This window comes from Hyphococcus formosus (assembly GCF_046736345.1).
Classification (GTDB): domain Bacteria; phylum Pseudomonadota; class Alphaproteobacteria; order Caulobacterales; family Parvularculaceae; genus Hyphococcus; species Hyphococcus formosus.
This window is the reverse complement of record NZ_CP157210.1, coordinates 877,806-901,358: the sequence shown is the minus strand read 5'-3', so window position 1 is coordinate 901,358 and position 23,553 is coordinate 877,806. Positions and strand designations below refer to the sequence as shown.

Below are 23,553 nucleotides of genomic sequence, written 5' to 3'. Positions count from 1 at the left end.
CGTCATTCTTATCTTTGCGCCGCCGTCATCTTCATTTTTTGACTGACACCAATTCCATTCCGCGCTTGCACATGCGGGTGGTGGCGTTAAACCGTTATTCTTTGGTCACTATCACTGATTCTCGGCTCTAATGATCCTATTGATCGACAACTATGACAGCTTCACCTTTAACCTTGTTCACCTCATAGGCGAATTGGGCGAAGATACAAAGGTGGTTCGTAACGACGCCCTGACCGCCCAGGAAGCAATTGCCATGGGCGCTGAGGCGATTGTGCTTTCGCCGGGCCCATGCACCCCCAACGAAGCCGGGATCTGCCTTGATCTTGTGGATGCCGCAAAGGAATCCGGCACGCCAATTTTCGGGGTCTGCCTTGGGATGCAGTCTATTACGCAGAGTTTCGGCGGGATCATTAAGCGCGCTGGCAAGCTGATGCACGGCAAAACCTGCGAGATCATTCATGACGGCGGCGGTGTTTTTGCGGAGATGCCCTCGCCCTTCACGGCTGTTCGTTATCATTCGCTGGTCGCGGACCGGGCCAGCCTTTCGAAGGAACTGACCATTACCGCGCAAGCGGACGATGATAACGAGATCATGGCCGTGGCGCATCGGTCCTTGCCGATTGTCGGTGTGCAATTCCATCCGGAAAGCATCGCGACCGAATATGGGGCCAAAATGTTTTCGAATTTTCTGACGGATGTAAGAGCAAAATGAGTAGCTTCACACCGCATTTGGCGCGCGCCACCTCGGGGACGCCGCTGACGCCTGATGAAATGCGCGAAGCGATGAATGCGCTCTTCTCGGGCAATGCCAATGATATCGAGATTGCGGGCTTCCTTTGCGCGCTTCGGGCACGCGGCGAAACGGTCGAAGAAATCGCGGCGGCAGCACAAACGATGCGCGACCATGCGCTGAAGGTCGATGCGCCCGATGATGTCGTCGATACATGCGGAACCGGCGGCGATGGTGCCGGCACTTATAATATATCAACGGCCGCTGCACTGATCGTCGCTGGTGCGGGCGCGCGCGTCGCCAAACACGGCAATAAATCCGCCTCGTCCAAGTCTGGCTCATCTGAGGTTCTCGAAGCGGTGGGTGTCAAACTCGATATTCCGCCGGCGCTGATCACCCGCTGCATTTCCGAAGCCAATGTCGGGTTCATGTTCGCTGCCCTTCATCACAAGGCGGTCGGGCATGTGGTCAATGCGCGAAAAACCTTGGGCGTCCGTACGATGTTCAATGTGCTTGGCCCCCTATCAAACCCGGCTAGCGCCAAGCGTCAGGTCATGGGTGTCTTTGCCCGCGATCTCGTTCGGCCAATCGCAGAGGTCATGCCGCTGTTGGGCGTCACAAATGCATGGGTTGTTCACGGCGAAGACGGGCTCGACGAGTTAACGACGACCGGCAAAACCCATGTGGCCGCCGTAGAAAATGGCAAAGTGCGCGAGTTCGACGTCACCCCGGAAGATGCGGGTCTTGATCGCGCGAAGGCATCGGACCTGACTGGCGGCGATCCGGCGGAGAATGCCGTTGCGCTGCGTGACCTTCTGGACGGTAAGAAATCTGCCTATCGCGACATCTCGGTGTTGAACGCAGCAGCGGCCCTGATCGTTGCGGGCAAAGCGGACAATCTCAACGACGCCGCAAGGTTAGCGGAACAATCCATCGATAGCGGTAGCGCAAAGACAGCGCTCGAAAATCTAGTTAGAATTTCAAACGAAACATCATGACCATTCTCGACGATATTGTTGCCTATAAAAAAGACGAAGTCGCAGCGGCCAAGGCGAATATCCCGAGTGCCGCTCTTGAGACCCTTGCGCGAGATTTGGGTCCCGCACGCGGTTTCAAAAATGCCCTTGCGAAAAAAGCATCAGATGGTTTTGCGCTGATCGCAGAGATCAAAAAGGCAAGCCCATCAAAGGGGCTAATCCGTGCCGATTTCAATCCGACCGAAATTGCCAAAGCCTATGAAGCTGGTGGTGCCGCCTGTCTTTCGGTTCTGACTGACAAACCGAGCTTTCAGGGTGCGCCTGATTTTCTGCGTGAAGCCCGCAAAGCCGTATCCCTGCCGATCTTGCGCAAGGATTTTATGATCGACCCCTATCAGGTGATCGAAGCCAGAGCATGGGGTGCCGATTGCATCTTGCTAATCATGGCTTGCCTGTCGGATGCGCAAGCAAGTGAACTCATGGCCGCCGCCAAAGAATGGGGCCTTGATGTTCTGGTTGAAACCCATGACCCCGAAGAGATGGAACGCGCCAGCAAGCTGGATGCTGACCTTATCGGTATAAACAACCGAAATCTCGCAACTTTTGTCACGACGCTCGATACGACCGCTGAACTTGCGCGGCTTGCTCCGCCCACGGCCCTTTTGGTGAGTGAAAGCGGAATCTCCACCCACGCCGATCTTGTGACCCTGGCCGGTCACGGCGCGAAGGCCTTCCTTGTGGGTGAGAGCCTGATGCGCCATGACGACGTCGAAGCGGCGACCAAAATCCTTTTGGCCCCCATAAGCGCAGCCTGATAAGCGCCGCTAGATGCGTAGTCCTATGGACTACGCTACCGGCTTTTCGCCATGCCTTTTATTGATAGGCACCCGCTGAATAGGTCAGCTCGTAGCTGTGGCTGTATAGCTCGAAAACAATGCCGAACGGATCTTCGACATAGACCATGCGGTAGGGTTTTTCGCCCGGAAAATATTCTCTGATCGGCATACGTTGCTTGCCGCCCGCGGCGATGATTTTTTCAAGCAGCCCTTCGACATCCGGGTCCTGAACGGCGAAGTGAAACATCCCGTGTTCACGGAACGACAGGTTTTCTTTTGGTGCGTAATTGTCAGTAAACTCGAAAAGCTCAATGCCAATTCGGTCTGCGGTCGATAGATGCGCAATGCGCAGCTTCTTCCAGCCCGGCCCAAAAACATCCGTACACATTTGCCCTACCGCACTGTCATCTTCGACAATCTCGGTGGGCTCCATGATGGTATAAAACCCTAGAACATCCGTATAGAACTTAACTGCAGCATCCAGATCCGGAACTGACAGGCCAATATGTGAGAAGCTTCGTGGTGTTGGACGCATCGTGGTCTCCATTTCAATTTGCTGGAGACACTGAAATAGGCCCTGCTAGCGCGTATTATAAATTATTATTTGATTTATTTATGATAACGCCTACTTATGATCCATGTTGAATTCAAAATGGCTGGAAACCTTTACGGTTCTTTGTGAGACCGCGCATTTCACCCGCGCGGCCTCCCGACTGAACATGACGCAGCCGGGTGTTTCCCAGCATCTACGGAATCTAGAAGAGCAAGTCGGCCAGCCACTAATAACCAAACAAGGCAAAAGCTTTACCCTAACCCCTGCCGGGGAAGCGGTTTTTGCCATTGGCCAGAAGCGCCGCAAAGAAGAAGATGGCCTGTTCGAATTGATCACCGAGGACGACCCGCATTCCGGGGAGGTCGTCATCGCCTCTTCCGGTAGCTTTGCGATGCTGCTTTATCCAGCGTTGATAAAGGCGATGCAGAAAGCCCCTCATCTGGTCCTTAAGCTTGAAGCGACACCGCAAAACAAGATCATCGAAGGGGTTATTGGCGGTGATTTCGATCTCGGCATTGTCAGCCAGGAACCTTCGAACCCACGCATTGAGGGGCATTTTCTCGGTCGCGAAGAATTATGCTTGGTCGCACCAGCCGGGACCGCGCGCGAAAAAATCACTCTCGCTGCGCTCGACCGCCTCGGTTTTATCGCCCATCCCGATGGGTTTACTTACGCTGATGAACTCTTTCCGAAGAATTTTCCAACCAGCTATGCCGGGTCAGAATCGCTTCGCATTCGCGCCTATATCAATCAGATAAGCCAGATTCCTTCGCCGGTGGCCGAAGGCATTGGCTACACGCTTCTTCCCCGAAGCGGGGTCGATAGTTTCCCGAACCGCGATAAGCTAGAGGTCCTGCCTCTTGAGCACAGCTGCCACCATGATCTGTGGTTGATTCAAAAGCTGGGCCGACAGATGCCCCGGCGGGCAGACAATGTCGCCAATCTTATTCGGTCGGTCTCAAAAGGCCTCAGCTCATAAAGACCCGCATATCCAACTAGGAGTTGACGGGGAAAAAGAACAACAATAGAACATCGTTGTTGTTTTGTTCTCTTGTCGTTTCGGCTGTGTAAACAGCCTTGCGTTGAAAGATCAAACACTTATTCGCCACTGCTGCCAATTGTATGGAGCTTTGCCATACCCGTTGGCGCGATGGCCAAAAGAATGCGAGGCCGGACCATGCTCACGAAAAAACAACATGAGCTGTTACTGTTCATCAACAACCGGATCACCGAAAGCGGTGTGTCGCCCTCTTTCGACGAGATGAAAGAAGCGCTGGAACTGCGCTCCAAGTCAGGGATCCATCGTCTGATAACGGCGCTTGAAGAACGCGGGTTTATCCGGCGATTGCCGCATCGTGCCCGGGCGCTCGAAGTCTTGAAAATGCCTGACGACATGACGGCGGCCGCCCCGCCCGCGCCAACACAACGCGGGTTTAAACCGGCGATCGTCAATTCCAATTTCAAACCCGTGCGGCAATTATCGCGTCCATCGGCCCGGACGCAGCAACCGTCGCACCCCGCTGCCGGCAGTGTTGACCTTCCGGTTCTCGGTAAAATCGCCGCCGGTACGCCGATTGATGCGATCCAGCATGAGGTTGACCGTTTCTCCGCACCCGAAGCCTTTCTTGGTGGCGGCGAGCATTACATCCTTGAGGTCGAGGGCGAGTCGATGATCGAAGCGGGCATCAATGATGGTGATTATGCGGTCATCAAGCGGTGCAGCGATGCCGAGAACGGCGCAATCGTCGTTGCGCTTGTCGACGATCAGGAAGCAACCCTGAAACGCTTGCGCCGGAAAGGTGCGTCAGTCGCGCTCGAAGCGGCGAACCCTGATTTTGAAACGCGGATTTACGGCCCTGATCGCGTGGCGGTTCAAGGCAAACTTGTGGCGCTTATGCGTCGGTATCACTAGATCGACCCAGGCGCGATTGCGCGCCAGTCAATGCGCTGCGGTCATTGTGCTGCGTTCATTGTGCTGCGGCGGTCCATGGGCGCTGCCCGCGAATTTCATTTGCGGTTTTAAGTCTGACCTTTTCTCCATCGACAAAAATCGTGTGTGCGCCGCTGCGCCAGACAGCACGCCGATCAATCAGCCTTGCCTTGCAGCCTTCTTTGTCCATGTGCCGCACCGGATAAAACGCAACGACGATATCGGCCCGCGCGCAATCTTCGGGCAAGGAATCCTTGTGCGTTACAAAGGCGACGGTGACGTCGGGAGATAAGTTGGCCACGCATCCCCATTCATCACACGGATAATGTTCCTTGAGGACGCTGGTTTTCGCGCTTAGCGGGTCCAAACCGGCGGCTTCTTTCCATCGGCCAATCGCAAACCTGTCTTTGCGGGTTTTATAAACCGCGATTTCGCCATCCGTGACGATCCCGGCATTCAGCCCGGATGGCGCGATAAACATCGCCGGAATTTTCGCAACGCCGACCATGATCGACGCAATCGGAATTGCGAGCAGCCCGGCCAAGCGCCATGGCGCACGCGCAAGGCATAGCCAGACCCCGCCAAAGGTAAGCGCCAACATCGCCCCGAGCGGCCATTGCGGGGTGACCGAAACAGCGCCGCGCCATGACGCAACTTCCGATGCGATCCCGAGCACGATTTCCATCCCCCAAGCCGATAGCCGCCATGCCCAACCATCAAGCCCAACCGGCGAGAGCAACAGCGCCACAAGCGCTGTCGGAACGATCCAGAACCCCATGAGCGGCATAGCCGCCATATTGGCAGGAAGCGAATAAAGCGCGACCCGATTGAAATGATAAAGCGCATAGGGCGCGGTCGCGATGGCGGCGATAATATCGGTCGCAGCAAGCGCGATTAAATAGCGCCGCAAACGCGCAATAAAACCAAATCGCTGGTCGGGCGTCGCATGGGATGCGAGCCATTCATAGGTCGCAATCAATCCGGTGACCGCCGCAAACGACATTTGAAACCCCGGATGGAACAGCGCCTCTGGCGTTGTTAAAAGAATGATTACGGCCGCGACCGAAACATTGCGCAGCGATAAGGCACGCCGGTCAACAAGGATTGCGATAAACATGATCGCCGCCATGATAAAAGCGCGCCGTGCGGACCATCCGCCCCCTGATAAAACCAGATAAAACGCACCGGATAGGAGCGCCGTCACCGCCGCCCATTTCTTGATCGGATAGCGAAGGGCTATCGGCCCGATACCCGCCAATGCGCCGCGAACCACAAAAAACACCAGCCCCGTAGCCAGCCCCATATGAAGGCCGGATATCGCAAGCAAATGCGCAAGTCCCGTATCTCGCAAAACATTCTCGGCACGCTCTGAAATCGCGTCGCGCTTACCGGTTACAATCGCCGCAATGATCGCGCCGCCCTCGCCCGGTGCTTTTGTGACAATCCGGGTGAACATCTCAACACGCATGATCTCGATCTTGGTCGCCAGATGTTGGCCTATCGTCCGCGGCGCATCACCATCTACCATTGGCGGCGTGACCGCATAGCCCACGGCACCAATTCGATAGAAATAAAGCTGGCGCGCAAAATCAAAACCGCCCGGCGTGACCGGCGGCGGCGGCGGCGAAAGCCCTGCGCGCAAGGTGATGTGATCGCCCGGCAGCGTATCAAAGGCCTTCCCGCGCCAGGTGATACGCGCTTTCGCGGGCTGCTGCGCCGGGGGGATGCCCTCGATATGGTCAAGCGCAATAACAATGCGCCGGCCATTATCGCCCACCTCCAACGTCTCCAATCGGCCGGAAATCTCCCTGATGCCCAGATCGCGGCTGAGTTGCGGCGCAAACACCCTTTCCGTTCGCCAATCGGCCGCAACAAAGCCGAGCACCGTCAACAGCGCCGTAAAGACGGGAATTTTCAACAACGCGATCCGGGAGGAGGACGCCCGTGTCACGAACACCGCAACCAAGATCAGCAACGCGAGCGCGGATACAGCGATATGCCCTTGCGGTTCTTGTTTGAGACCAAAATACGCCCCCGCCCCGATTGCGATGGCGACAGGCGACCAGATTGAAATGCGCCTTAGCTCTGTGCGCGCCCATAAAAGCGCGGTCTGGGAAATCAAAAACCGCCAACGCGCCACCGATATTCCGCTGACTGCTCGCACAATCGGGCGTTGTATCTGCGGACGGGCGGTTTCTACCGTCATGTCTTTTGCCGCTTCTAGCCCTGAGTTCCCAAACATGGCATAGGCACTGGCAAAAATCCTGTGCTATCCCCCTCACGCAGACAATACCCAAATAGGAGTCGGCCTGTAAGTCATGCCGCAATCGAGCAATTCAAAACCCGTCATTACGCGCTTTGCCCCGTCCCCAACCGGATATCTTCATATCGGCGGTGCGCGGACCGCACTTTTCAATTGGCTTTACGCCCGTGGCCGTGGTGGCAAGTTCCTGTTGCGGATCGAAGACACGGATCGCGCGCGCCATACCGAAGCCGCTGTTCAAGCCATCCTTGATGGCCTGACCTGGCTTGGTCTTGATTGGGACGAAGAGCCCGTTTCCCAATATTCCCGCACAGAGCGTCACGCAGAAATTGCCAACCAGCTTCTGGCCGAAGGCAAAGCCTATCGCTGTTACCTCTCCCCCGCCGAACTCGAAGCCGCACGGGAAAAAGCGAAAGCCACGAATATCCGCTTTGAAAGCCCATGGCGCGAAGCGGACCCGGCAACCGCGCCGGCCGGTGCGCCTTATGCGATCCGATTCAAGGCACCCCAAGAGGGCGAAACCATTGTCGAGGATGCCGTTCAGGGCCGCGTTACGTTCCCGAATGCGGCGCTCGATGATTTGATCATTCTACGGAGTGATGGGGTTCCGACCTATAATCTCGCGGTTGTTGTCGACGATCACGATATGGGTATTACCCATGTTGTGCGCGGTGACGACCACTTAAATAACGCTGCGCGCCAGTCACAAATCTATCGGGCGCTTGGTTGGGACGTTCCGGTTTTTGCGCATGTTCCGCTTATTCACGGACAAGACGGCGCGAAACTTTCAAAACGTCACGGTGCCCTCGGGGTCGAGGCTTATCGCGATATGGGCATCCTGCCTGAAGGATTGGCGAATTATCTCTTGCGCCTTGGCTGGGGTCATGGCGACGAAGAAATCATCTCCTATAAGCGCGCCAAAGACCTGTTTGATTTATCCGGGGTCGGAAAATCACCCTCAAGGCTTGATCTCGACAAGCTCATCCATGTGAACAGCCATTATGTTGCGGCGCTCAGTGACGACGCCTTTATCGATGCGGTAACGCCGTTCTTGGAGGTCGGGGGAACTCATCTTGATGCGGATAAAAAGGAACGTCTGCGCCGTTCGGTGAGCTTTTTGAAGTCGCGTTGCGCGACCTTGGCCGAAATCAATAAAGCCGCCGCTTTCCTGCTTCTGGACCGGCCTTTGACGATCGAGGGTAAAGCAGCAAAACCGCTCAAAAAGGATGGCGCAAGAGAAATACTGGCGGATATTGTCGCTTTATTGGAAGATCCTGCTGTTTGGACTTCATCTGACGCCCTTGACGAACGCCTGCAAACATTTGTCGCAGACCGAAACATCGGATTTGGCGCAATTGGCCAGCCTGCACGTGCAGCTTTAACAGCAGGACACCCTTCGCCCGGCTTGGGTGAGGTGCTATACGGGCTTGGGCGCGAGGAATCGCTAGCCCGGCTTTCGGATCAGGCCCAGTGATCCGGTACTAGAAACAATGCAACAAACTGGCTAGTGTGCGCCGCAACAAGCGATGACGCGCCGCAAACGAAGAGGTCTGATTAATGAAAAGTGATTTAAATCAAACAGATACAGCTACATTTACACTTTCTGGCAAAACCACAGAACTACCCGTATTCCAAGCGACACACGGCCCCAGCGTCGTCGATATCCGGGCGCTTTATAAAAATTCCGGTGCTTTTACTTTCGATCCTGGCTTCACTTCTACGGCATCCTGCGAATCGAAAATCACCTATATTGACGGTGACGAAGGCGTTCTCCTCTATCGCGGCTATCCAATCGACCAACTGGCGGAAAACTCAAATTTCATCGAAGTTGCCTATCTTCTTCTAAAAGGCGAACTGCCTAGCGATCAGGAACTGGTCGATTTTGATCGTTCCATCACCATGCACACCATGGTCCACGAACAACTCAAAAATTTCTACAACGGCTTCCGTCGTGACGCGCACCCAATGGCGATCATGGTTGGTGTCGTTGGTGCGCTTTCAGCGTTCTATCACGACTCAACTGACATCAATGATCCGAAACAGCGTTTGATCGCGAGCCATCGCATGATCGCGAAAATGCCGACAATTGCGGCCATGGCGTACAAATATTCAATCGGTCAGGCATTTGTGTTCCCGCGCAATGATCTTGATTACACATCAAACTTCATGCGCATGTGCTTTGCGGTTCAGCCTGAAGAATATGAAGTCAATCCGGTGCTTTCGAGCGCGCTCGACAAAATCTTCATCCTTCACATGGATCACGAACAAAACGCATCAACATCGACTGTGCGCCTTGCGGGTTCATCAGGCGCAAATCCGTTTGCCTGTATCGCAGCCGGTATCGCCTCGCTTTGGGGCCCTGCGCATGGTGGCGCAAACGAAGCGGCGCTCAACATGCTCGAAGAAATCGGTCATGTAGACAACATTCCGGAATTCATCGCGCGGGCGAAAGACAAATCCGATCCATTCCGCCTCATGGGCTTTGGTCACCGGGTTTACAAAAACTACGATCCGCGTGCGAAAGTTATGCGTAAAGCCTGCCACGAAGTTCTTGATGCGCTTGGCGTTCAGGAAGATCCGCTTCTTGAAGTTGCGATGGAACTTGAGCGGATTGCCCTCGAAGACCCATATTTCGTTGAGAAGAAACTCTATCCGAATATCGACTTCTATTCGGGTATCACGCTGCGTGCGCTTGGTTTCCCAACTGAAATGTTCACCGTTCTGTTCGCACTTGCACGGACAGTGGGCTGGATTGCTCAGTGGTCGGAAATGGTGGAAGATCCGAACCAGAAAATCGGGCGTCCGCGCCAGATTTACACCGGTGCTGCACAGCGCGATTATGTAGACATCAACAAGCGCTAAAATTTAGCGCTTACAACCACGGAAGGAACTCGAATGCTCTGGCTGGCAGTTCATATGTGGTTTTTATTGTTCACCGCCTTTGCCATTGGTCTTGGCATTGGCTGGTGGATTTGGGGGACGCGCGCAAATTCGCGTCCGCCCGCCCCGCCTCAAAAACGTGACGCCCCTATGGGCACCCTTAATATTGATTATGACATAAGCGCGGAAACACCATCCGCGCACGAACGGAGCCGTTAAATGATACCTCGTTATACGCGTCCTGAGATGGCCGCGATCTGGTCCGATGAAGCGAAATACCGGATCTGGTTTGAAATCGAGGCCCATGCGGCTGACCGGATGGCCGAGCTTGGCGTCATTCCGAAAGAGGCCGCTAAAGTTATCTGGGAAAAGGGCGAGAAAGCCGAATTCAACGTCGCGCGGATCGACGAGATTGAGCGCGAAGTCAAACATGACGTCATCGCCTTCCTGACGCATCTTGCGGAAATCGTCGGCGATGAAGCCCGGTTCGTGCATCAGGGCATGACGTCTTCTGACGTCCTTGATACGTGCCTGTCGGTTCAAATGACCCGCGCGGCGGATCTGCTACTCGCTGGCATGGACCGCGTTCTCGCAGCGCTAAAAAAACGCGCACTCGAACATAAAGATACCGTCTGTGTTGGCCGCTCGCACGGCATTCACGCCGAGCCGACAACATTTGGCCTGAAGCTCGCGACGTTCTACACCGAATTTTCGCGCGCCAAACGCCGGCTTGAACTCGCGCGCGAAGAAATTGCGGTTTGCGCGATCTCCGGTGCGGTCGGCACATTCGCCAATATTGATCCATCGGTCGAAGCCCATGTGGCCGATAAAATGGGCCTTCAGATAGAGCCGGCTTCAACACAGGTCATTCCCCGTGATCGCCATGCGGCTTATTTCGCAGCGCTTGGTTTAATCGCCTCGTCAATCGAGCGGCTTGCGGTTGAAGTGCGCCACCTTCAGCGTAGTGAAGTTCTTGAGGCTGAGGAGTTTTTCTCCAAAGGCCAAAAAGGATCGTCGGCGATGCCGCACAAGCGCAATCCGATCCTGACAGAAAACCTGACGGGTCTTGCGCGCCTTGTGCGGATGTCTGTTATTCCGGCGATGGAAAATGTCGCTCTCTGGCATGAACGCGATATCTCCCATTCATCGGTCGAGCGCGGCATCGGCCCGGACACGACCGTACATCTCGACTTTGCGCTACACCGTCTTGCGAATGTGGTTGAGAACCTCGTGGTCTATCCTGAACGGATGCAGGAAAATATGGACCGTCTTGGCGGCCTTATTTTCTCGCAACGTGTCTTGCTCGCCCTCACCCAGGCCGGTGCATCGCGCGAGGAAGCCTATCGTCTGGTACAGCGCAATGCGATGCCTGCATGGCGGGGTGAAGGCGCGTTTCTCGACAACCTCAAAGCCGATAGCGACGTCACGGCCAAGCTATCTGCCGAAGAAATCGAAGTTCTGTTCGATCTTGGTTATCACACCAAAAACGTTGATGTGATCTTTGACCGGGTCTTTAAAGACTAGGTTTTATCTGGCTCACTTTTGATCAACTAAAGAATAGCCGCCCTTTTGGGGCGGCTTTTGCTGTGGCAGATTGCCCTTGCGCGCTTTCGGCATATTGAGGCCATATGGCCCCATGCCCATAAACAGCGCCACGTTGAAAAAGGTTAGCCATGACAAACGCACTCAATACCTTTGGTGGTACCGCGACTGAAAAGCGCCCCGTCTGGGAGGCCATGAAACGCGGCATGATGGGCAAATGCCCGAAATGCGGCGAAGGCAAGCTGTTCAAGAGCTATGTCAAAAACCACGATGAATGTGGCGTTTGCGGCCAGGATTTCCGCGGTCACCGCGCTGATGACGCCCCGCCCTATCTGACCATCATGCTGGTTGGCCATATCATCATTCCCGTTGCCCTCTGGGTTGAGGCGGAGTTCGATCCTGCCATGTGGGTCCAGTTTTTGGCATGGCTGCCGATTCTCCTGATTTCATCTTGGTTTACCCTGCCCATCGCCAAAGGCGCGATGATCGGCCTGCAATGGGCGAATCGGATGCATGGTTTTGGCGGCCCGGATGCGGACCCCAAAGCCGACGCCTAGGGCTTTCGAGCGGTTTTAGGCCCCTAGACCTTTAAAAGCGCGGTTTCTGACTTGACACTTAAAGGTCTGGCTGTATGTTCCGCGCTCGTTTTAAGAGAATTTCGGCGCTGAGGAGCGACTCATGGCTAAGCCAACAACAGTAAAAATTCGGCTCAACTCTTCTGCCGGCACAGGCTTTTTCTACGTCACGAAGAAAAACACTCGTACAATGACCGAGAAACTCGTGCTGAAAAAGTACGATCCGGTTGCGCGCAAGCATGTTGAATTCAAGGAAGGCAAGATCAAGTAAGATCGCCTGCCCTTACGAATTTAAGAAGCCGCCTTTTCGGGCGGCTTTTTTATTACTCGAATTTTGGGATTTGCGCCGGGTCACGCCGCGCTTTTGATGACCCGGTTCCGGCCGCCATTCTTGGCTTCATAGAGCGCTTCATCGGCCCGCTTGATGAGCTTTTGCGCCGTATCTTCCTCGGAGCTTTCTTCGGTCGAGGCAATGCCGATACTGACCGTCACAGAAAGCTCGTCGCGGCCACCATTGAGCTTGAACACCGAACTCGCCACTTCCTGACGGATGCGCTCAGCGACCACCGATGCGAAAGCGAGATCTGTATCCGGCATGGCGATCAGGAACTCCTCGCCGCCATAACGGCACGCCAGATCAATCCCGCGGACAGAGCTCGACAGCCGCTCAGCGAAATCCTGCAGAACGCGGTCACCAATGTCATGTCCGTGTGCGTCATTAATCGCCTTGAAGTGATCAATGTCGATAATCATCACGGCGAGCGGACGCCCGGTCCAGAACGCACGATCAAACATCGCCGATAAATGACTTGCCAGATAACGACGGTTGTAAAGCCCCGTCAGCTGGTCTGTCACTGCCATTTCAAGCGAGACCTGGAAGGACGAACGAAGCTGGTCCACATAGCGCTTGCGGCGCAGCTGCGTTGAAATTCGCGCGCTTAGCTCGTTCTTGTCAACGGGCCGTGAGACATAGTCATTCACGCCAATATCAAGCGCCCGGACGAGCTTGCGCGTATCGCCCATGCGCACGACCGCAAGGATCGGCGTCAGGCGTGTTTCTTCGAATGAACGGATCGACGAGCATAGCCGCAGCGGGTCCATGGCTTCGATCGAAAGGTTCACAATAATAAGGTCAAAATCGCCGAGCCGCGCACGGCCCAAGGCTACTTCCGGATCAACTTCATGGGTAATCTGATAATTGCCATCACTCATCGACGAGATCAGGCGTGCGGCCTGATCTTCATTATCGTCAATCAGGAAAACCCGCGCCTCGCCAGCATCGGAATCCGGGTCGATATTGCCGACAACGCCGAGATCCTTGCCGGTCGCATGGCGCGCCCGCAATTCATCGGTCATCATCTTAAGACGTGTCAGGCTGCGAACCCGCGCGAACAGCGCCAGGTCTTCAACCGGTTTTGTCAGGAAATCATCCGCCCCAGCCTCAAGGCCCGTGACGCGGTCCGCCTGCTGATCGAGCGCCGTCACCATCACGACCGGAATATGCATGGTTTCCGGGTCGTTCTTTAAAATGCGACAGGCCTCAAACCCATCCATGCCGGGCATCATAACGTCCAGCAAGATGATATCTGGCTTCTCCCGCATCGCGAGGTCGATTGCCTCTTGACCGGAATAAGCGCCGATTACGTCAAAATACTCTGCCCGCAATTTCGCTTCGAGCAATTTGACGTTCGGTTCAAGATCGTCGACGACTAATACGCGCGCCGTCATGCAGCCCCCGTTAACTTAAAGGGTTTCGGATAGAGCCAGTCTAATCCAAATACCTTTTCACTTTCTCAAGAAACGAGACGACTGAGATCGGTTTTGCGATATAATCTTCGCATCCCCCCTGACGAATGCGCTCTTCATCGCCTTTCATGGCGAATGCAGTGACCGCAATAACCGGAATATCAGCCAAATCACTATTACTTTTAATTTTCTGGGTAACTTCCAGACCCGAAAATTCGGGTAATTGAATATCCATTAAAATGAGGTCGGGACGACTTTCTGAAAGGCGTTCCAATGCCTCGGGGCCGGTTCGGGCCTCGAGCGTGTTGTAACCGTGGGCTTCCAGGAGGTCGCGGAACAGTTTCATGTTCAACTCATTGTCTTCAACAATGAGCACCGTCTTGGGGAGCGCCGAGTAATCGAGCTTTTCCATGGCCGACATAGTACGCCTTTATGTCTCAACTTCAGAGACCGCATCACGAATCAATACGGCCGATGGAAAGTTTTGCGCAAAAGGTCTTAATTGAATGTTTATCTTACGAACAAGACGCGTATTTTTTTGATCGTCCTATTCCTTAGAATTTTCGTTAAATGATTGATTTCACCGGATTTACTGGCTTTTGCCGCGATTGTTACGCCCCCACGGAAATGGGCGCGTCGATATGCAATTCCTGTAAATCGGTCCGAATCATTCACCATAACGAGCTATTTTCGCTCTCAATTGCCCATTTGGATTGTGACGCTTTTTACGCCGCAATCGAAAAACGCGACGATCCGAGCCTCGAAGACAAGCCGGTGATCATCGGTGGCGGGGTGCGCGGCGTGGTGGCAACGGCGTGTTATGTGGCGCGGACCTATGGCATCAAATCCGCTATGCCGATGTTCAAGGCAAAGGCCGCCTGCCCCAATGCGGTCGTCATCAAGCCCAATATGGAAAAATACGCCAAGGTTGGCCGCGCGATTCGCCAGATGATGCGCGATCTGACCCCGATGGTTGAGCCGCTCTCGATTGACGAGGCCTTTATGGACCTTTCCGGCACGACCCGGCTTCATGGTGCGCCGCCCGCCATCACCCTCGCAAAGCTTCAGGCGCGCGTGCAAAAGGAAATGGGCGTCACCGCCTCGATCGGGCTTTCACATAACAAGTTTCTCGCCAAGATGGCGTCGGACCTCGATAAGCCGCGCGGCTTTTCCGTGATCGGCAAGGCGGAGACCAAAAGCTTCCTCGCCGCGCAGCCGGTGACCATGATCTGGGGCGTTGGTGCCGCCATGGCCCGCAAGCTGGAGCAAGACGGTATCAAAATGGTCAGCCAGCTTCAGACCATGGAGGCAAGCACCCTTGCGAAACGCTATGGCGAGATGGGGCTGCGCCTTGCGCGCCTCTCGCAAGGTGATGACACCCGCAAGATCAAACCGGAGCGCGAGACGAAAAGCGTTTCATCAGAAACAACTTTCAATAGCGACATTCGCGATGTGGGGTGGCTCGAAGATGTGTTGTGGGAGCTATGCGAAAAGGTCTCGGCACGGATGAAGGCCAGCGGGTTCGAAGGCCGCACCATTACACTCAAGCTGAAATCAGCGGATTTCAAAACCATCACCCGCGCGAAAACCCTGCAGTCGCCATCGAACCTCGCGCGGACTGCCTTTGCGGCGGCAAAGCCCCTTTTACATGAAGCGGCGCAGGGGCGCGCCTATCGTTTGATCGGGGTTGGGTTTTCCGGCCTGTCGGACGCGGCCGAACATTTCGAGACCGATTTATTCGGCGAAGATAACGCCCGCATCGCCAAACAGGAAAAAGCCATCGACGCGATCCGCGAGAAATTCGGCAAGAATGCTCTCAAGGCCGGTCGTGTCTTGCGGCGCGATCATTAATTATTGCGCGGATCATCGCGGTCTTTGCGGTTGAGCGCATCGTGATGTTCCGTATGCGCTGTTTTTTCGTCCTCGTCCTCGTCGATATGCATGTCCTGGGCGGGGTTCACATCGCCATCGGGCTTTTCTGAGCGGCCGCCATATTTGTTTTTCTCGTCGAGCTTTTCGTGCTCCTGCTGTTTCTTCGGCTCTTGCTCTTCACCCCTATTGGGTTTGGGCTGTTCATGCGAAGGCGAGGTTTTTTCGGTGGTCGGCATAGCAAAACTCCCTTTTGCCCACGCCAACAATAGCGCTTGCCCTCTTGTTCCCGCGCGCCCCAGCAAACCCGCATGAAATCTTGTTCACCGGCGCGCGCAAATTCCAGATTGTCAAAGAGCCGAACCGGCAATCCGGTCCCGGCGTCTTGGGGGCCATAAGGGGTTTGCGCGCCGTAAAAAACGCCCGCGCCAAAGCATTAGCCTCAAAAGACACGCGCAAGACCCTAAGCCCAAAACAAAACCCGTGGATATCTATCCACGGGTTTCAAAGCGGTGGTAAAATGGGAGGGGGAACCGAAATCACCAGCAAAATTATGGAAAGCTATATACCTTAGAATCGAAGATCAAATAATAACTTGAGTATTTTAACTACTACTTTGCGATAGTCCTCAACTTCTCTATCTGTGATCCCAACAGTTGCTCTCTCATGGATCAACTTGTTTCGAATCTGGTAGTAATGGTCCGCTTTATCAGTCAAACTTTTTGGCAAAGATATTTGTTTAGCGACTTCGTTCACTACCTTCTTTCTTGTTCTGAATAACTCTCGTATTTTTTTCTCCGTATAGATATTAGTCGGAAATATATCTGATCTATGCACAATGAATTCTTTTAATGCAATTTCAAAATTGCTGTCCAAAACTATAAGCGCAATACGGTTTCCAGTTTCGAATTTTTGACGTTTTATTATTTCAAGAAATGCAATGGATTCGACTAACCCTACAGTCCACGGTTGAGAGTTTATTTGCTTTCTGTTCTTTGCAATTAATTGCTCAACTTTGCGTTTTTTAACTTTCGGTAACTCAGGAAGATTTACGGGTTCTTTGCTCGTCGGATTAGTCACCGATTTTTTATCGATATCGCCGTCGACATACTTATATATGCTATTGTCCCAATCATTTTTTAAACGCCTCGACAAGCTGGTGTAATATGAGTTCAACTGAATGATACTCTGTCTAACCTGCTGAAAAACAATATGATCTACGTTTATACTTGTTTTGCTGCTATTCCACGGCATATATTTTGCCGGTCCGTTTAGCTCCACAATAACTCTCGACAGAGATGCATCCGGGTGCGGAACACCTGCCTCCCCCGGAACGTAATACCCAACATCGCGACTTTTGAGTTCTTTTACAATTAGCCGATCGTTACAATAGAAATAGACACCATAGTTTTCCGTTTCTGCATCTCGATCTGAAATCAAACCGCCCGTTATTTTTACATAAATTTTTTGCTCGTCGGGAAGTTCTATATTGAAACTAATTTCCCGCGGAGGATAATCTGGAGGAAAACACCAGTTAGCGAATTCAAAACTATCCAGCGCAACACCGTTTACCTCAAGTTCAAAATTGTGTTGTAGAAACTTCCCATAAGTTTCCTGTAAATGTGTCGTCAATTCAGTTATTTGTTCAGAATTTATTGGTTTACGGAGTTTAGTTATTTCGATTAGCGTAGTATTTTTGTGTATGTTCGGTATCTGGTAACTTGGGATTTCCCAGTCGCTCGAAGATAACCAATCTTCTGTGACATCGATTTGATAGGTTTCTTGTGTCCGAAAACGAGTTTTGTATTCAATCCGTTCGCCAAGGGCCACAGCGGCGCGTTTACTGCCTACCCCAAATATGCCAATGCATTCTTTGAGTGGGTCATTATTGCTCCCGCCCGGAGTAATAAGCAAATCCAACTCACTTTTTTTTACGCCACCTGCATTGTCCATTACAGATATGAACTGCTTTGCGTCGTCCAGTTTTACTGAGACACTAAGAGATGCCTTATCCTTCGTCGGCATCCATTGATCCACCGAATTATCAATCAATTCGCAAATCGCGGTCCTAAGATCATAATCACTAATTATAGACCAAAATAGACGCTTTTCTGGGGTACCGTCGAGGGTGCCAACTTCCGTTTTTTGACCCACTTGCGACATTCGTAAACCGCCTTTGCTTATAATTATGATGTAAATCTATTTACATATTTCACTCACAATTTCAATATTTTGCACATATACACAAAAGAAACCAATATACGTAAATAATATAGTATATAACATCTTCGCTGACAGGTTTTGCGCTGCCCGGTCAATATTCGCGCACGATGGCAATTGATTCCGGCACGGATCACTTTGCCAAAGACCATCAATTACAGTTGCGGCACCCTCTCCAACAGAGCCGGAAGTTCGAAAATCACATGCTTAGGACCGCCTTCAGCGACCAGTTGATAAAATAAATTCAATTACACCACCCCGGGATTAACCATCTTTCTTAAATAGAGTGCAAGTATAGTTGCTTAGGCTCTCTGGCGAAGACTGTTTCGCGGAGGGCTTTTTCATGCGGCGACGCAGCGGTTTTTCGGACGGAATTATTGGGCCGATAGTGGTGCTCGGCGCGATCTACGTTGCCCAATCGGGGATTGCAAAGCCATTCTTGCCAGCCAAACAATATGAGGGCGTTGTCGCACGCGTGGTCGATGGCGATACGCTTTATCTTTCCGGTGTTAAGCGGCGTATTCGGCTTTGGGGGCTTGATGCGCCCGAACGTCATCACGCTATGGGGCCTGCGGCCACGGCGGAGTTGCGGCGTTTGGTCAATGGGCGCAGATTGGTCTGTAAACAGATCGACACTGACAAATACGGACGGATTGTCGGCCAGTGTTTCCGCAGCGACGGAAGCGATGTCACCGCGCTCATGATCAAAAGCGGCAAAGCGCGCGAATACACCTATTTCTCGGGCGGGTATTACGCCGCCCGGTCAATATTCGCGCGCGATACCAAGTGAATTAGATATGGATCACTTTGCCATAGGCGTCGAGCACGGATTCGTGCATCATTTCCGAAAGGGTCGGATGCGGGAAGATCGCGTGCATGAGATCTTGTTCGACCGCTTCCATTGACCGCGCGAGGCCATAGCCCTGAATAAGTTCGGTGACTTCCGCCCCGATCATATGCGCGCCCAATAGCTCGCCGGTTTTTGCATCAAACACGGTTTTGACCATGCCTTCCGGCTCGCCGAGGGCCACGGCCTTGCCGTTTCCGTTAAACGGGAAGCGCCCGACTTTGACTTTGATCCCCTGCTCTTTTGCTTTCGCTTCCGTGAGGCCCACAGACGCGATTTGCGGGTTCGAATAGGTACAGCCGGGAATAAGGCTCGTGTTGAGCGGGTGAACGTCTTTCTCGCCCGCGATCTTCTCGACACAGATGATTGCCTCGTGGGAGGCTTTGTGCGCAAGCCACGGCGCGCCCACGAGATCACCAATCGCGTAAAGCCCCTTAACGCCGGTCTCCAGCCATTCATTGACGACCACATGACCGCGATCGATTTTGACACCCAGGCTCTCCAGCCCGATATTCTCCGTATTGCCCGTAATCCCGATGGCGAGGACAACCCGGTCCGCCTCTACGGTTTCGGTCTTGCCGTCTTTTAGCTTGATCGTGGCTTTGACGCTGTCTTTGCCTTTGTCGAGCTTTTCAACCGACGCGCTGGTGAGGATCTTCATCCCCTGTTTCTTGAATTGCTTTTCAGCGAATTTGGAAATCTCCGGGTCCTCGGCAGGCAAGATCCGGTCTACCATTTCAACGACCGTGGTTTCCGCGCCAAGGGCGTTATAAAAGCTCGCAAACTCGATCCCGATGGCACCGGAGCCAATCACGAGGAGTTTCTTTGGCATCACATCGGGGACCATCGCTTCTTTCGCGGTCCAGATGAATTTGCCGTCCGGCTCCAATCCGGCCTGCGGAATAGTCCGCGCGCGCGCACCGGTCGCGAGAATCACATGCTTGGCTTTGACCGTGGTCTCGCCGTCTTTGGTTTTGACCTTGACCGTTGGGGCGTTCGCGCCCTTTTCCAGACGGGCCGTGCCGTTGATGACCTCGACCTTGTTTTTCTTCATGAGGTAGCCAACGCCCTTTTCCATCTGGGCGGAGACCCCGCGCGAGCGCTTGACGACCGCATCAAGGTCAAAGCTGAGGCCCTCGACCTTAAGGCCATAATTCTCGGCGTGTTTCATATTGGTATAGACCTCGGCAGAGCGCAGCAGCGCCTTGGTCGGGATACAGCCCCAGTTCAGGCAGACACCGCCCAGCGCATCGCGCTCTACAATCGCGGTTTTCATGCCGAGCTGGCTTGCGCGGATCGCCGCCACATAGCCGCCGGGGCCTGATCCGATCACCACGAGATCACAATTTACTTCTGCCATTTGTCACATCGCCTTTTTGTTATCGCTCTAGCTGCATTTGAGCCTTGGGTCTCAGGGCCATTTGCGGGACTATTAAGACCAGAGCCGACCAGATTACAACCGGAAGGAATTTATATGGCAATCAAGGCATTAAGAACTCCAGATGAGCGATTTCATAATCTCGATGCCTGGCCTTATGCGCCGCATTACATCGACGACCTCAAAGGATATGAGGGGTTGCGCATGCATTATGTGGATGAAGGGCCCATAGACGCCGAGGTGACGTTTCTGTGCATCCATGGCGAACCGTCATGGGCCTATCTGTTCCGCAAGATGATTCCCGTCTTTACCGGTGCGGGGCATCGCGCCGTGGCGGTCGATATGTTTGGCTTTGGCCGGTCCGACAAGCCGGTCGATGACGATGTTTACCGCTTTCATTTCCATCGCAATTCGCTGCTTGAATTTGTCGAGCGGATGGACCTCAAAAATGTCTGTCTGGTGGTGCAGGATTGGGGCGGCGTTTTGGGCCTGACCCTGCCGATGGAAGCGCCCGATCGCTATTCCCGGCTTTTGGTGATGAATACCGGCCTGCCCACCGGTGAAAATGCGGGCGAAGGTTTTGCGGCGTGGCGGGCCTATAATCGCGCGAACCCCGATCTTGATGTCGGCGGTTTGATGAAGCGGGCAACGCCGATTCTGACCGACGCTGAGGTTCACGCCTATAACGCGCCCTTCCCGGATAAATCCTATAAAGGGGGTGTACGGCGTTTCCCCGAACTTGTGATGCTGAAAGAAGGCCCTGATGATGATCTGACCGAACTTTCCCGCGAAGGGGTTGAGACCTCTCGCAAGGCGCGGACGTTCTGGTCCGAGGAATGGTCGGGCGATAGCTTCATGGCAATCGGCATGCAGGACCCGGTTCTCGGCCCGCCTGCCATGGCGTTCCTGCATTCGATCATTAAAAACTGCCCCGAGCCAATGAAGGTCGATGACGCCGGTCATTTCGTGCAGGAATGGGGCGAACCTATCGCCAAAGCCGCGCTAGAGAAATTTGGCATCGCCTAACGGGTCTGTCCGGGGCGGTAGTCCGCTGTCGCCTCGGTCAATAAATCCTCCAGCGCCATTGGCGGGGTTTTCCAGCGCTCTTCGGCGAATATTGGGGCCTGATCCGCATAATGCGGCGAGGTTTCATCAAGCGTCGCCGTGCCAAACTGATGAATCGTGCGAATGTCTACATTCCCCGGCCCCGACCAATCCGCATAAAGAATATAACTATCGCCAGCCACGGCCTTGAGCGGACCTTCGCTCAAATCTCCTTGCGGATAGATCGCGCGCAGCGTATCCGGCCCGCCCGCAACCACCAATGATTGATCACCGCGCGACAGCCGAACAACCTCGCCCCAAGTCGGGTCTACCCGGCCATAGGCCGCGCGCAGCTCTGCTGATGTTTTGCGCAATGCCTCAACGTAATCCGGCTCTTTGATGTTAACATCATTCAGCAAATCTCCGCGCGCCTTTTGCGCTGTTAACACCGCCAATGGCGCGGCGCGGCTATCGGGCGTAACCGCACCATCCCAACCCCGAAGAAGCGCGACCTCATCGGCGAATTCGGTTTCATCGGCGCGTTCGAGGATCTCGTTGACCATCGCAATCAGGCGCGATCCCTCCGCATAGCGATTATCAAATTTATAGCGGACAAACTCTTCGGCAGTGATTGATTTATCCGTGCCATAAAGCGCCTGGATACGAAGGCCGCGATTGGTCGTGCGTCCGTCAATGCCGTAATGGGGCGGAAAGTCTTCGATCTTGGGGTTATCCTCTCTGCCTGATGCGGCAAAGGGCGGATGATTGGCATTCACCACATAGCCCGACCGGGGCATGACAACCTGCGGGACTTCGTTGAGCGTACGGGTTCCGCGCCATAAAAGCGCCGGGTCAGATCCCGGTTGCGCTTGTGACCAATCAATATCCGCCGCGCGCACCGGCAGGGCCGCATTGTAATAATAGGCGATAATCCCGTCACCATCGGCGTAGACGACGTTGAAACTCGGGATCGCAAGCATCGACAAAGCATCGCGCCATTCGGTGTAATCGCTTGCGCGGTTCATGCGGTACCATTGCTCCAGGGTTCTGATATCCCCCTCGCCCGCATAAGAAACCGCAAATACGCCATTGTCCGTTACGAATACTGGTCCGTGAACGGATTTTATGGCTTTTCGCGTAACAGGCAGGCTGAGCGGGCCGAATAATTTGACCCGGAATTTCACCTTGCGAATTTCAAGATCGCGCCATCCGCCATCGAATTTATAGCGCTTAGGGTTTTTGGCGTTATCGACCTCAAGCGCATAAACATCGACCAAGTCCGGCTTATTCACCGTGAAGGCCCAGCCTAAATCCGGCCCTGCGCCATGCAATATCAACGGCGCACCGGGAAATAGCCCGCCGATCATGTCCCAGCCCTCGCCCGATTTGACGCGCGCTTCGTACCACGCCACTGGTCCTTCAAACGGCTGATGGGAATTGACCATCAGGCGCGTATGCCCATCCGCAGAACGGGACGGCGCAACAGCCATCGCATTCGAGCCGGTTTCATAGCCGCGCGGCACCCGCAAAAAAGCTTCACGGGTTTGTTTCGCGGTTTCGGCAAGCTCGACATCGCCTTCGAATATTTCCGTAAGTTGCTGATCGAGCCCATAGAAAAACGGTGTCCGTGAAGTGAACCCGGCGACGATATCCTTGCCGGTGACCGGCGCAGCCCCGCGCGCGCATCGGCGTTTTTCTTCGGCGCAGTAAAAATTGATCCCCGCCGCATAGGCTTCGGCGATAGCCCGGGCTTCCGGCGACAGGTCTGTCTCATATTTCTCGTCGATCGACGCTTTGATGCCAAGCGCGGCGATCAGATAGTCCGGAATTGCTGCGGATTTTCCTTTGCGCTGCGCGAGCGTACCGCGCGAGAAAAAGATGACATCTTCGATGGTGGCCCAATCATCCTCTGCGTGGGCGTAAGCAAGGCCGAAGGCGACATCGGCGTCGCGATCTCCATATATATGCGGAACGCCAAATCCGTCGCGGATGATTCGGGCATCAAACGCAGCGGCAGCGTCAATCGCCGCCTTTTTGTCAAAAGCGGGTGGGACAGGTGTTTTGAGATAAGCAAAAACCGCAACAAGCACCGCAAAGAAAACGGCACCGCCCCATCTTATCCAACCGCCCATAATCGCGTTCCCCTTATATTTGGTCTTATTT

General features: G+C 54.0%; 22 protein-coding genes. 14 read left to right on the top strand and 8 right to left on the bottom strand.

The features are described from left to right. The first annotated feature begins 130 nt into the window (after nucleotides 1-130). The 3 genes from ABFZ83_RS04180 to trpC are packed head-to-tail and all read left to right on the top strand — an operon-like array spanning nucleotide 131 to nucleotide 2,522. Complete coding sequence (locus tag ABFZ83_RS04180; RefSeq protein WP_411818172.1) at nucleotides 131-712, top strand: anthranilate synthase component II; 582 nt, start codon at nucleotides 131-133, stop codon at nucleotides 710-712. After that, entirely contained in the window at nucleotides 709-1,728 is a 1,020-nt protein-coding gene (trpD, locus tag ABFZ83_RS04175; RefSeq protein WP_411818171.1) for an anthranilate phosphoribosyltransferase, read from the top strand. Before ABFZ83_RS04180 ends, trpD begins: the two co-directional genes overlap by 4 nt. Beyond that, nucleotides 1,725-2,522 carry an indole-3-glycerol phosphate synthase TrpC gene (trpC, locus tag ABFZ83_RS04170; protein ID WP_411818170.1) on the top strand — a complete coding sequence of 266 codons (798 nt, stop codon included), beginning with the start codon at nucleotides 1,725-1,727 and terminating at the stop codon, nucleotides 2,520-2,522. Before trpD ends, trpC begins: the two co-directional genes overlap by 4 nt. 58 nt (nucleotides 2,523-2,580) lie before the next feature. Here trpC and ABFZ83_RS04165 read toward each other — a convergent pair whose 3' ends face one another. Beyond that, nucleotides 2,581-3,078 carry a lactoylglutathione lyase family protein gene (locus ABFZ83_RS04165; protein WP_411818169.1) on the bottom strand — a complete coding sequence of 166 codons (498 nt, stop codon included), beginning with the start codon at nucleotides 3,076-3,078 and terminating at the stop codon, nucleotides 2,581-2,583. A gap of 103 nt (nucleotides 3,079-3,181) precedes the next feature. Here ABFZ83_RS04165 and ABFZ83_RS04160 point away from each other — a divergent pair, with 103 nt between their 5' ends. Next, entirely contained in the window at nucleotides 3,182-4,075 is an 894-nt protein-coding gene (locus ABFZ83_RS04160) for a LysR family transcriptional regulator (protein WP_411818168.1), read from the top strand. A gap of 198 nt (nucleotides 4,076-4,273) precedes the next feature. Next, the gene (gene lexA, locus ABFZ83_RS04155; RefSeq protein ID WP_411818167.1) at nucleotides 4,274-5,008 is read left to right on the top strand and encodes a transcriptional repressor LexA; all 735 of its coding nucleotides are present in this window, start codon (nucleotides 4,274-4,276) and stop codon (nucleotides 5,006-5,008) included. A 55-nt stretch (nucleotides 5,009-5,063) separates the two neighbouring features. Here lexA and ABFZ83_RS04150 read toward each other — a convergent pair whose 3' ends face one another. Beyond that, nucleotides 5,064-7,232 (bottom strand): ComEC/Rec2 family competence protein, encoded by a 2,169-nt coding sequence (locus tag ABFZ83_RS04150; RefSeq protein ID WP_411818166.1) that lies wholly within the window; start codon nucleotides 7,230-7,232, stop codon nucleotides 5,064-5,066. A gap of 112 nt (nucleotides 7,233-7,344) precedes the next feature. Between ABFZ83_RS04150 and gltX the strand changes: the two genes are divergently transcribed. From gltX to rpmG, 6 genes are all read left to right on the top strand, one after another. After that, on the top strand, nucleotides 7,345-8,763 hold the full coding sequence (gene gltX / locus ABFZ83_RS04145) for a glutamate--tRNA ligase (protein WP_411818165.1): 1,419 nt from the start codon (nucleotides 7,345-7,347) through the stop codon (nucleotides 8,761-8,763). Between the two features lie 83 nt (nucleotides 8,764-8,846). Continuing rightward, on the top strand, nucleotides 8,847-10,151 hold the full coding sequence (gltA, locus tag ABFZ83_RS04140) for a citrate synthase (protein ID WP_411818164.1): 1,305 nt from the start codon (nucleotides 8,847-8,849) through the stop codon (nucleotides 10,149-10,151). Nucleotides 10,152-10,184: 33 nt separating this feature from the next. Then, nucleotides 10,185-10,388, top strand: coding sequence for a hypothetical protein (locus ABFZ83_RS04135; RefSeq protein WP_411818163.1), 204 nt, complete (start codon nucleotides 10,185-10,187; stop codon nucleotides 10,386-10,388). Beyond that, nucleotides 10,389-11,693: an adenylosuccinate lyase gene (purB, locus tag ABFZ83_RS04130; RefSeq protein ID WP_411818162.1), complete on the top strand. Its 1,305-nt coding sequence runs from the start codon at nucleotides 10,389-10,391 to the stop codon at nucleotides 11,691-11,693. A 149-nt stretch (nucleotides 11,694-11,842) separates the two neighbouring features. Continuing rightward, on the top strand, nucleotides 11,843-12,268 hold the full coding sequence (locus ABFZ83_RS04125; RefSeq protein ID WP_411818161.1) for a DUF983 domain-containing protein: 426 nt from the start codon (nucleotides 11,843-11,845) through the stop codon (nucleotides 12,266-12,268). Nucleotides 12,269-12,389: 121 nt separating this feature from the next. Next, nucleotides 12,390-12,557, top strand: coding sequence for a 50S ribosomal protein L33 (gene rpmG, locus ABFZ83_RS04120; protein WP_369314097.1), 168 nt, complete (start codon nucleotides 12,390-12,392; stop codon nucleotides 12,555-12,557). 80 nt (nucleotides 12,558-12,637) lie between these two features. Here the strand turns inward: rpmG and ABFZ83_RS04115 are convergent, their stop codons facing one another. Continuing rightward, on the bottom strand, nucleotides 12,638-14,014 hold the full coding sequence (locus ABFZ83_RS04115) for a PleD family two-component system response regulator (protein ID WP_411818160.1): 1,377 nt from the start codon (nucleotides 14,012-14,014) through the stop codon (nucleotides 12,638-12,640). A 40-nt stretch (nucleotides 14,015-14,054) separates the two neighbouring features. Next, nucleotides 14,055-14,453 carry a response regulator gene (locus ABFZ83_RS04110; protein ID WP_411818159.1) on the bottom strand — a complete coding sequence of 133 codons (399 nt, stop codon included), beginning with the start codon at nucleotides 14,451-14,453 and terminating at the stop codon, nucleotides 14,055-14,057. A 149-nt stretch (nucleotides 14,454-14,602) separates the two neighbouring features. Here ABFZ83_RS04110 and ABFZ83_RS04105 point away from each other — a divergent pair, with 149 nt between their 5' ends. Continuing rightward, nucleotides 14,603-15,883, top strand: coding sequence for a DNA polymerase IV (locus ABFZ83_RS04105; RefSeq protein WP_411818158.1), 1,281 nt, complete (start codon nucleotides 14,603-14,605; stop codon nucleotides 15,881-15,883). Here ABFZ83_RS04105 and ABFZ83_RS04100 read toward each other — a convergent pair. Both ABFZ83_RS04100 and ABFZ83_RS04095 read right to left on the bottom strand, forming a co-directional pair. Continuing rightward, nucleotides 15,880-16,140, bottom strand: coding sequence for a hypothetical protein (locus ABFZ83_RS04100; RefSeq protein ID WP_411818157.1), 261 nt, complete (start codon nucleotides 16,138-16,140; stop codon nucleotides 15,880-15,882). The two genes, ABFZ83_RS04105 and ABFZ83_RS04100, sit on opposite strands and share 4 nt — an antisense overlap. Nucleotides 16,141-16,471: 331 nt before the next feature. Beyond that, nucleotides 16,472-18,064 (bottom strand): ATP-binding protein, encoded by a 1,593-nt coding sequence (locus tag ABFZ83_RS04095; protein ID WP_411818156.1) that lies wholly within the window; start codon nucleotides 18,062-18,064, stop codon nucleotides 16,472-16,474. A 400-nt stretch (nucleotides 18,065-18,464) separates the two neighbouring features. Here ABFZ83_RS04095 and ABFZ83_RS04090 point away from each other — a divergent pair, with 400 nt between their 5' ends. Then, nucleotides 18,465-18,911 carry a thermonuclease family protein gene (locus tag ABFZ83_RS04090; protein WP_411818155.1) on the top strand — a complete coding sequence of 149 codons (447 nt, stop codon included), beginning with the start codon at nucleotides 18,465-18,467 and terminating at the stop codon, nucleotides 18,909-18,911. Nucleotide 18,912: 1 nt separating this feature from the next. Here ABFZ83_RS04090 and lpdA read toward each other — a convergent pair whose 3' ends face one another. Then, complete coding sequence (gene lpdA, locus ABFZ83_RS04085) at nucleotides 18,913-20,328, bottom strand: dihydrolipoyl dehydrogenase (protein WP_411818154.1); 1,416 nt, start codon at nucleotides 20,326-20,328, stop codon at nucleotides 18,913-18,915. 114 nt (nucleotides 20,329-20,442) lie between these two features. On the opposite strand from lpdA, the gene ABFZ83_RS04080 reads away from it, so the two are divergent. Continuing rightward, a complete protein-coding gene (locus tag ABFZ83_RS04080; RefSeq protein ID WP_411818153.1) occupies nucleotides 20,443-21,372 on the top strand; it encodes a haloalkane dehalogenase in 930 nt (309 codons plus the stop codon). Here ABFZ83_RS04080 and ABFZ83_RS04075 read toward each other — a convergent pair. Further along, nucleotides 21,369-23,522: a penicillin acylase family protein gene (locus ABFZ83_RS04075; protein ID WP_411818152.1), complete on the bottom strand. Its 2,154-nt coding sequence runs from the start codon at nucleotides 23,520-23,522 to the stop codon at nucleotides 21,369-21,371. The genes ABFZ83_RS04080 and ABFZ83_RS04075 overlap by 4 nt on opposite strands. Nucleotides 23,523-23,553: the final 31 nt, after the last annotated feature.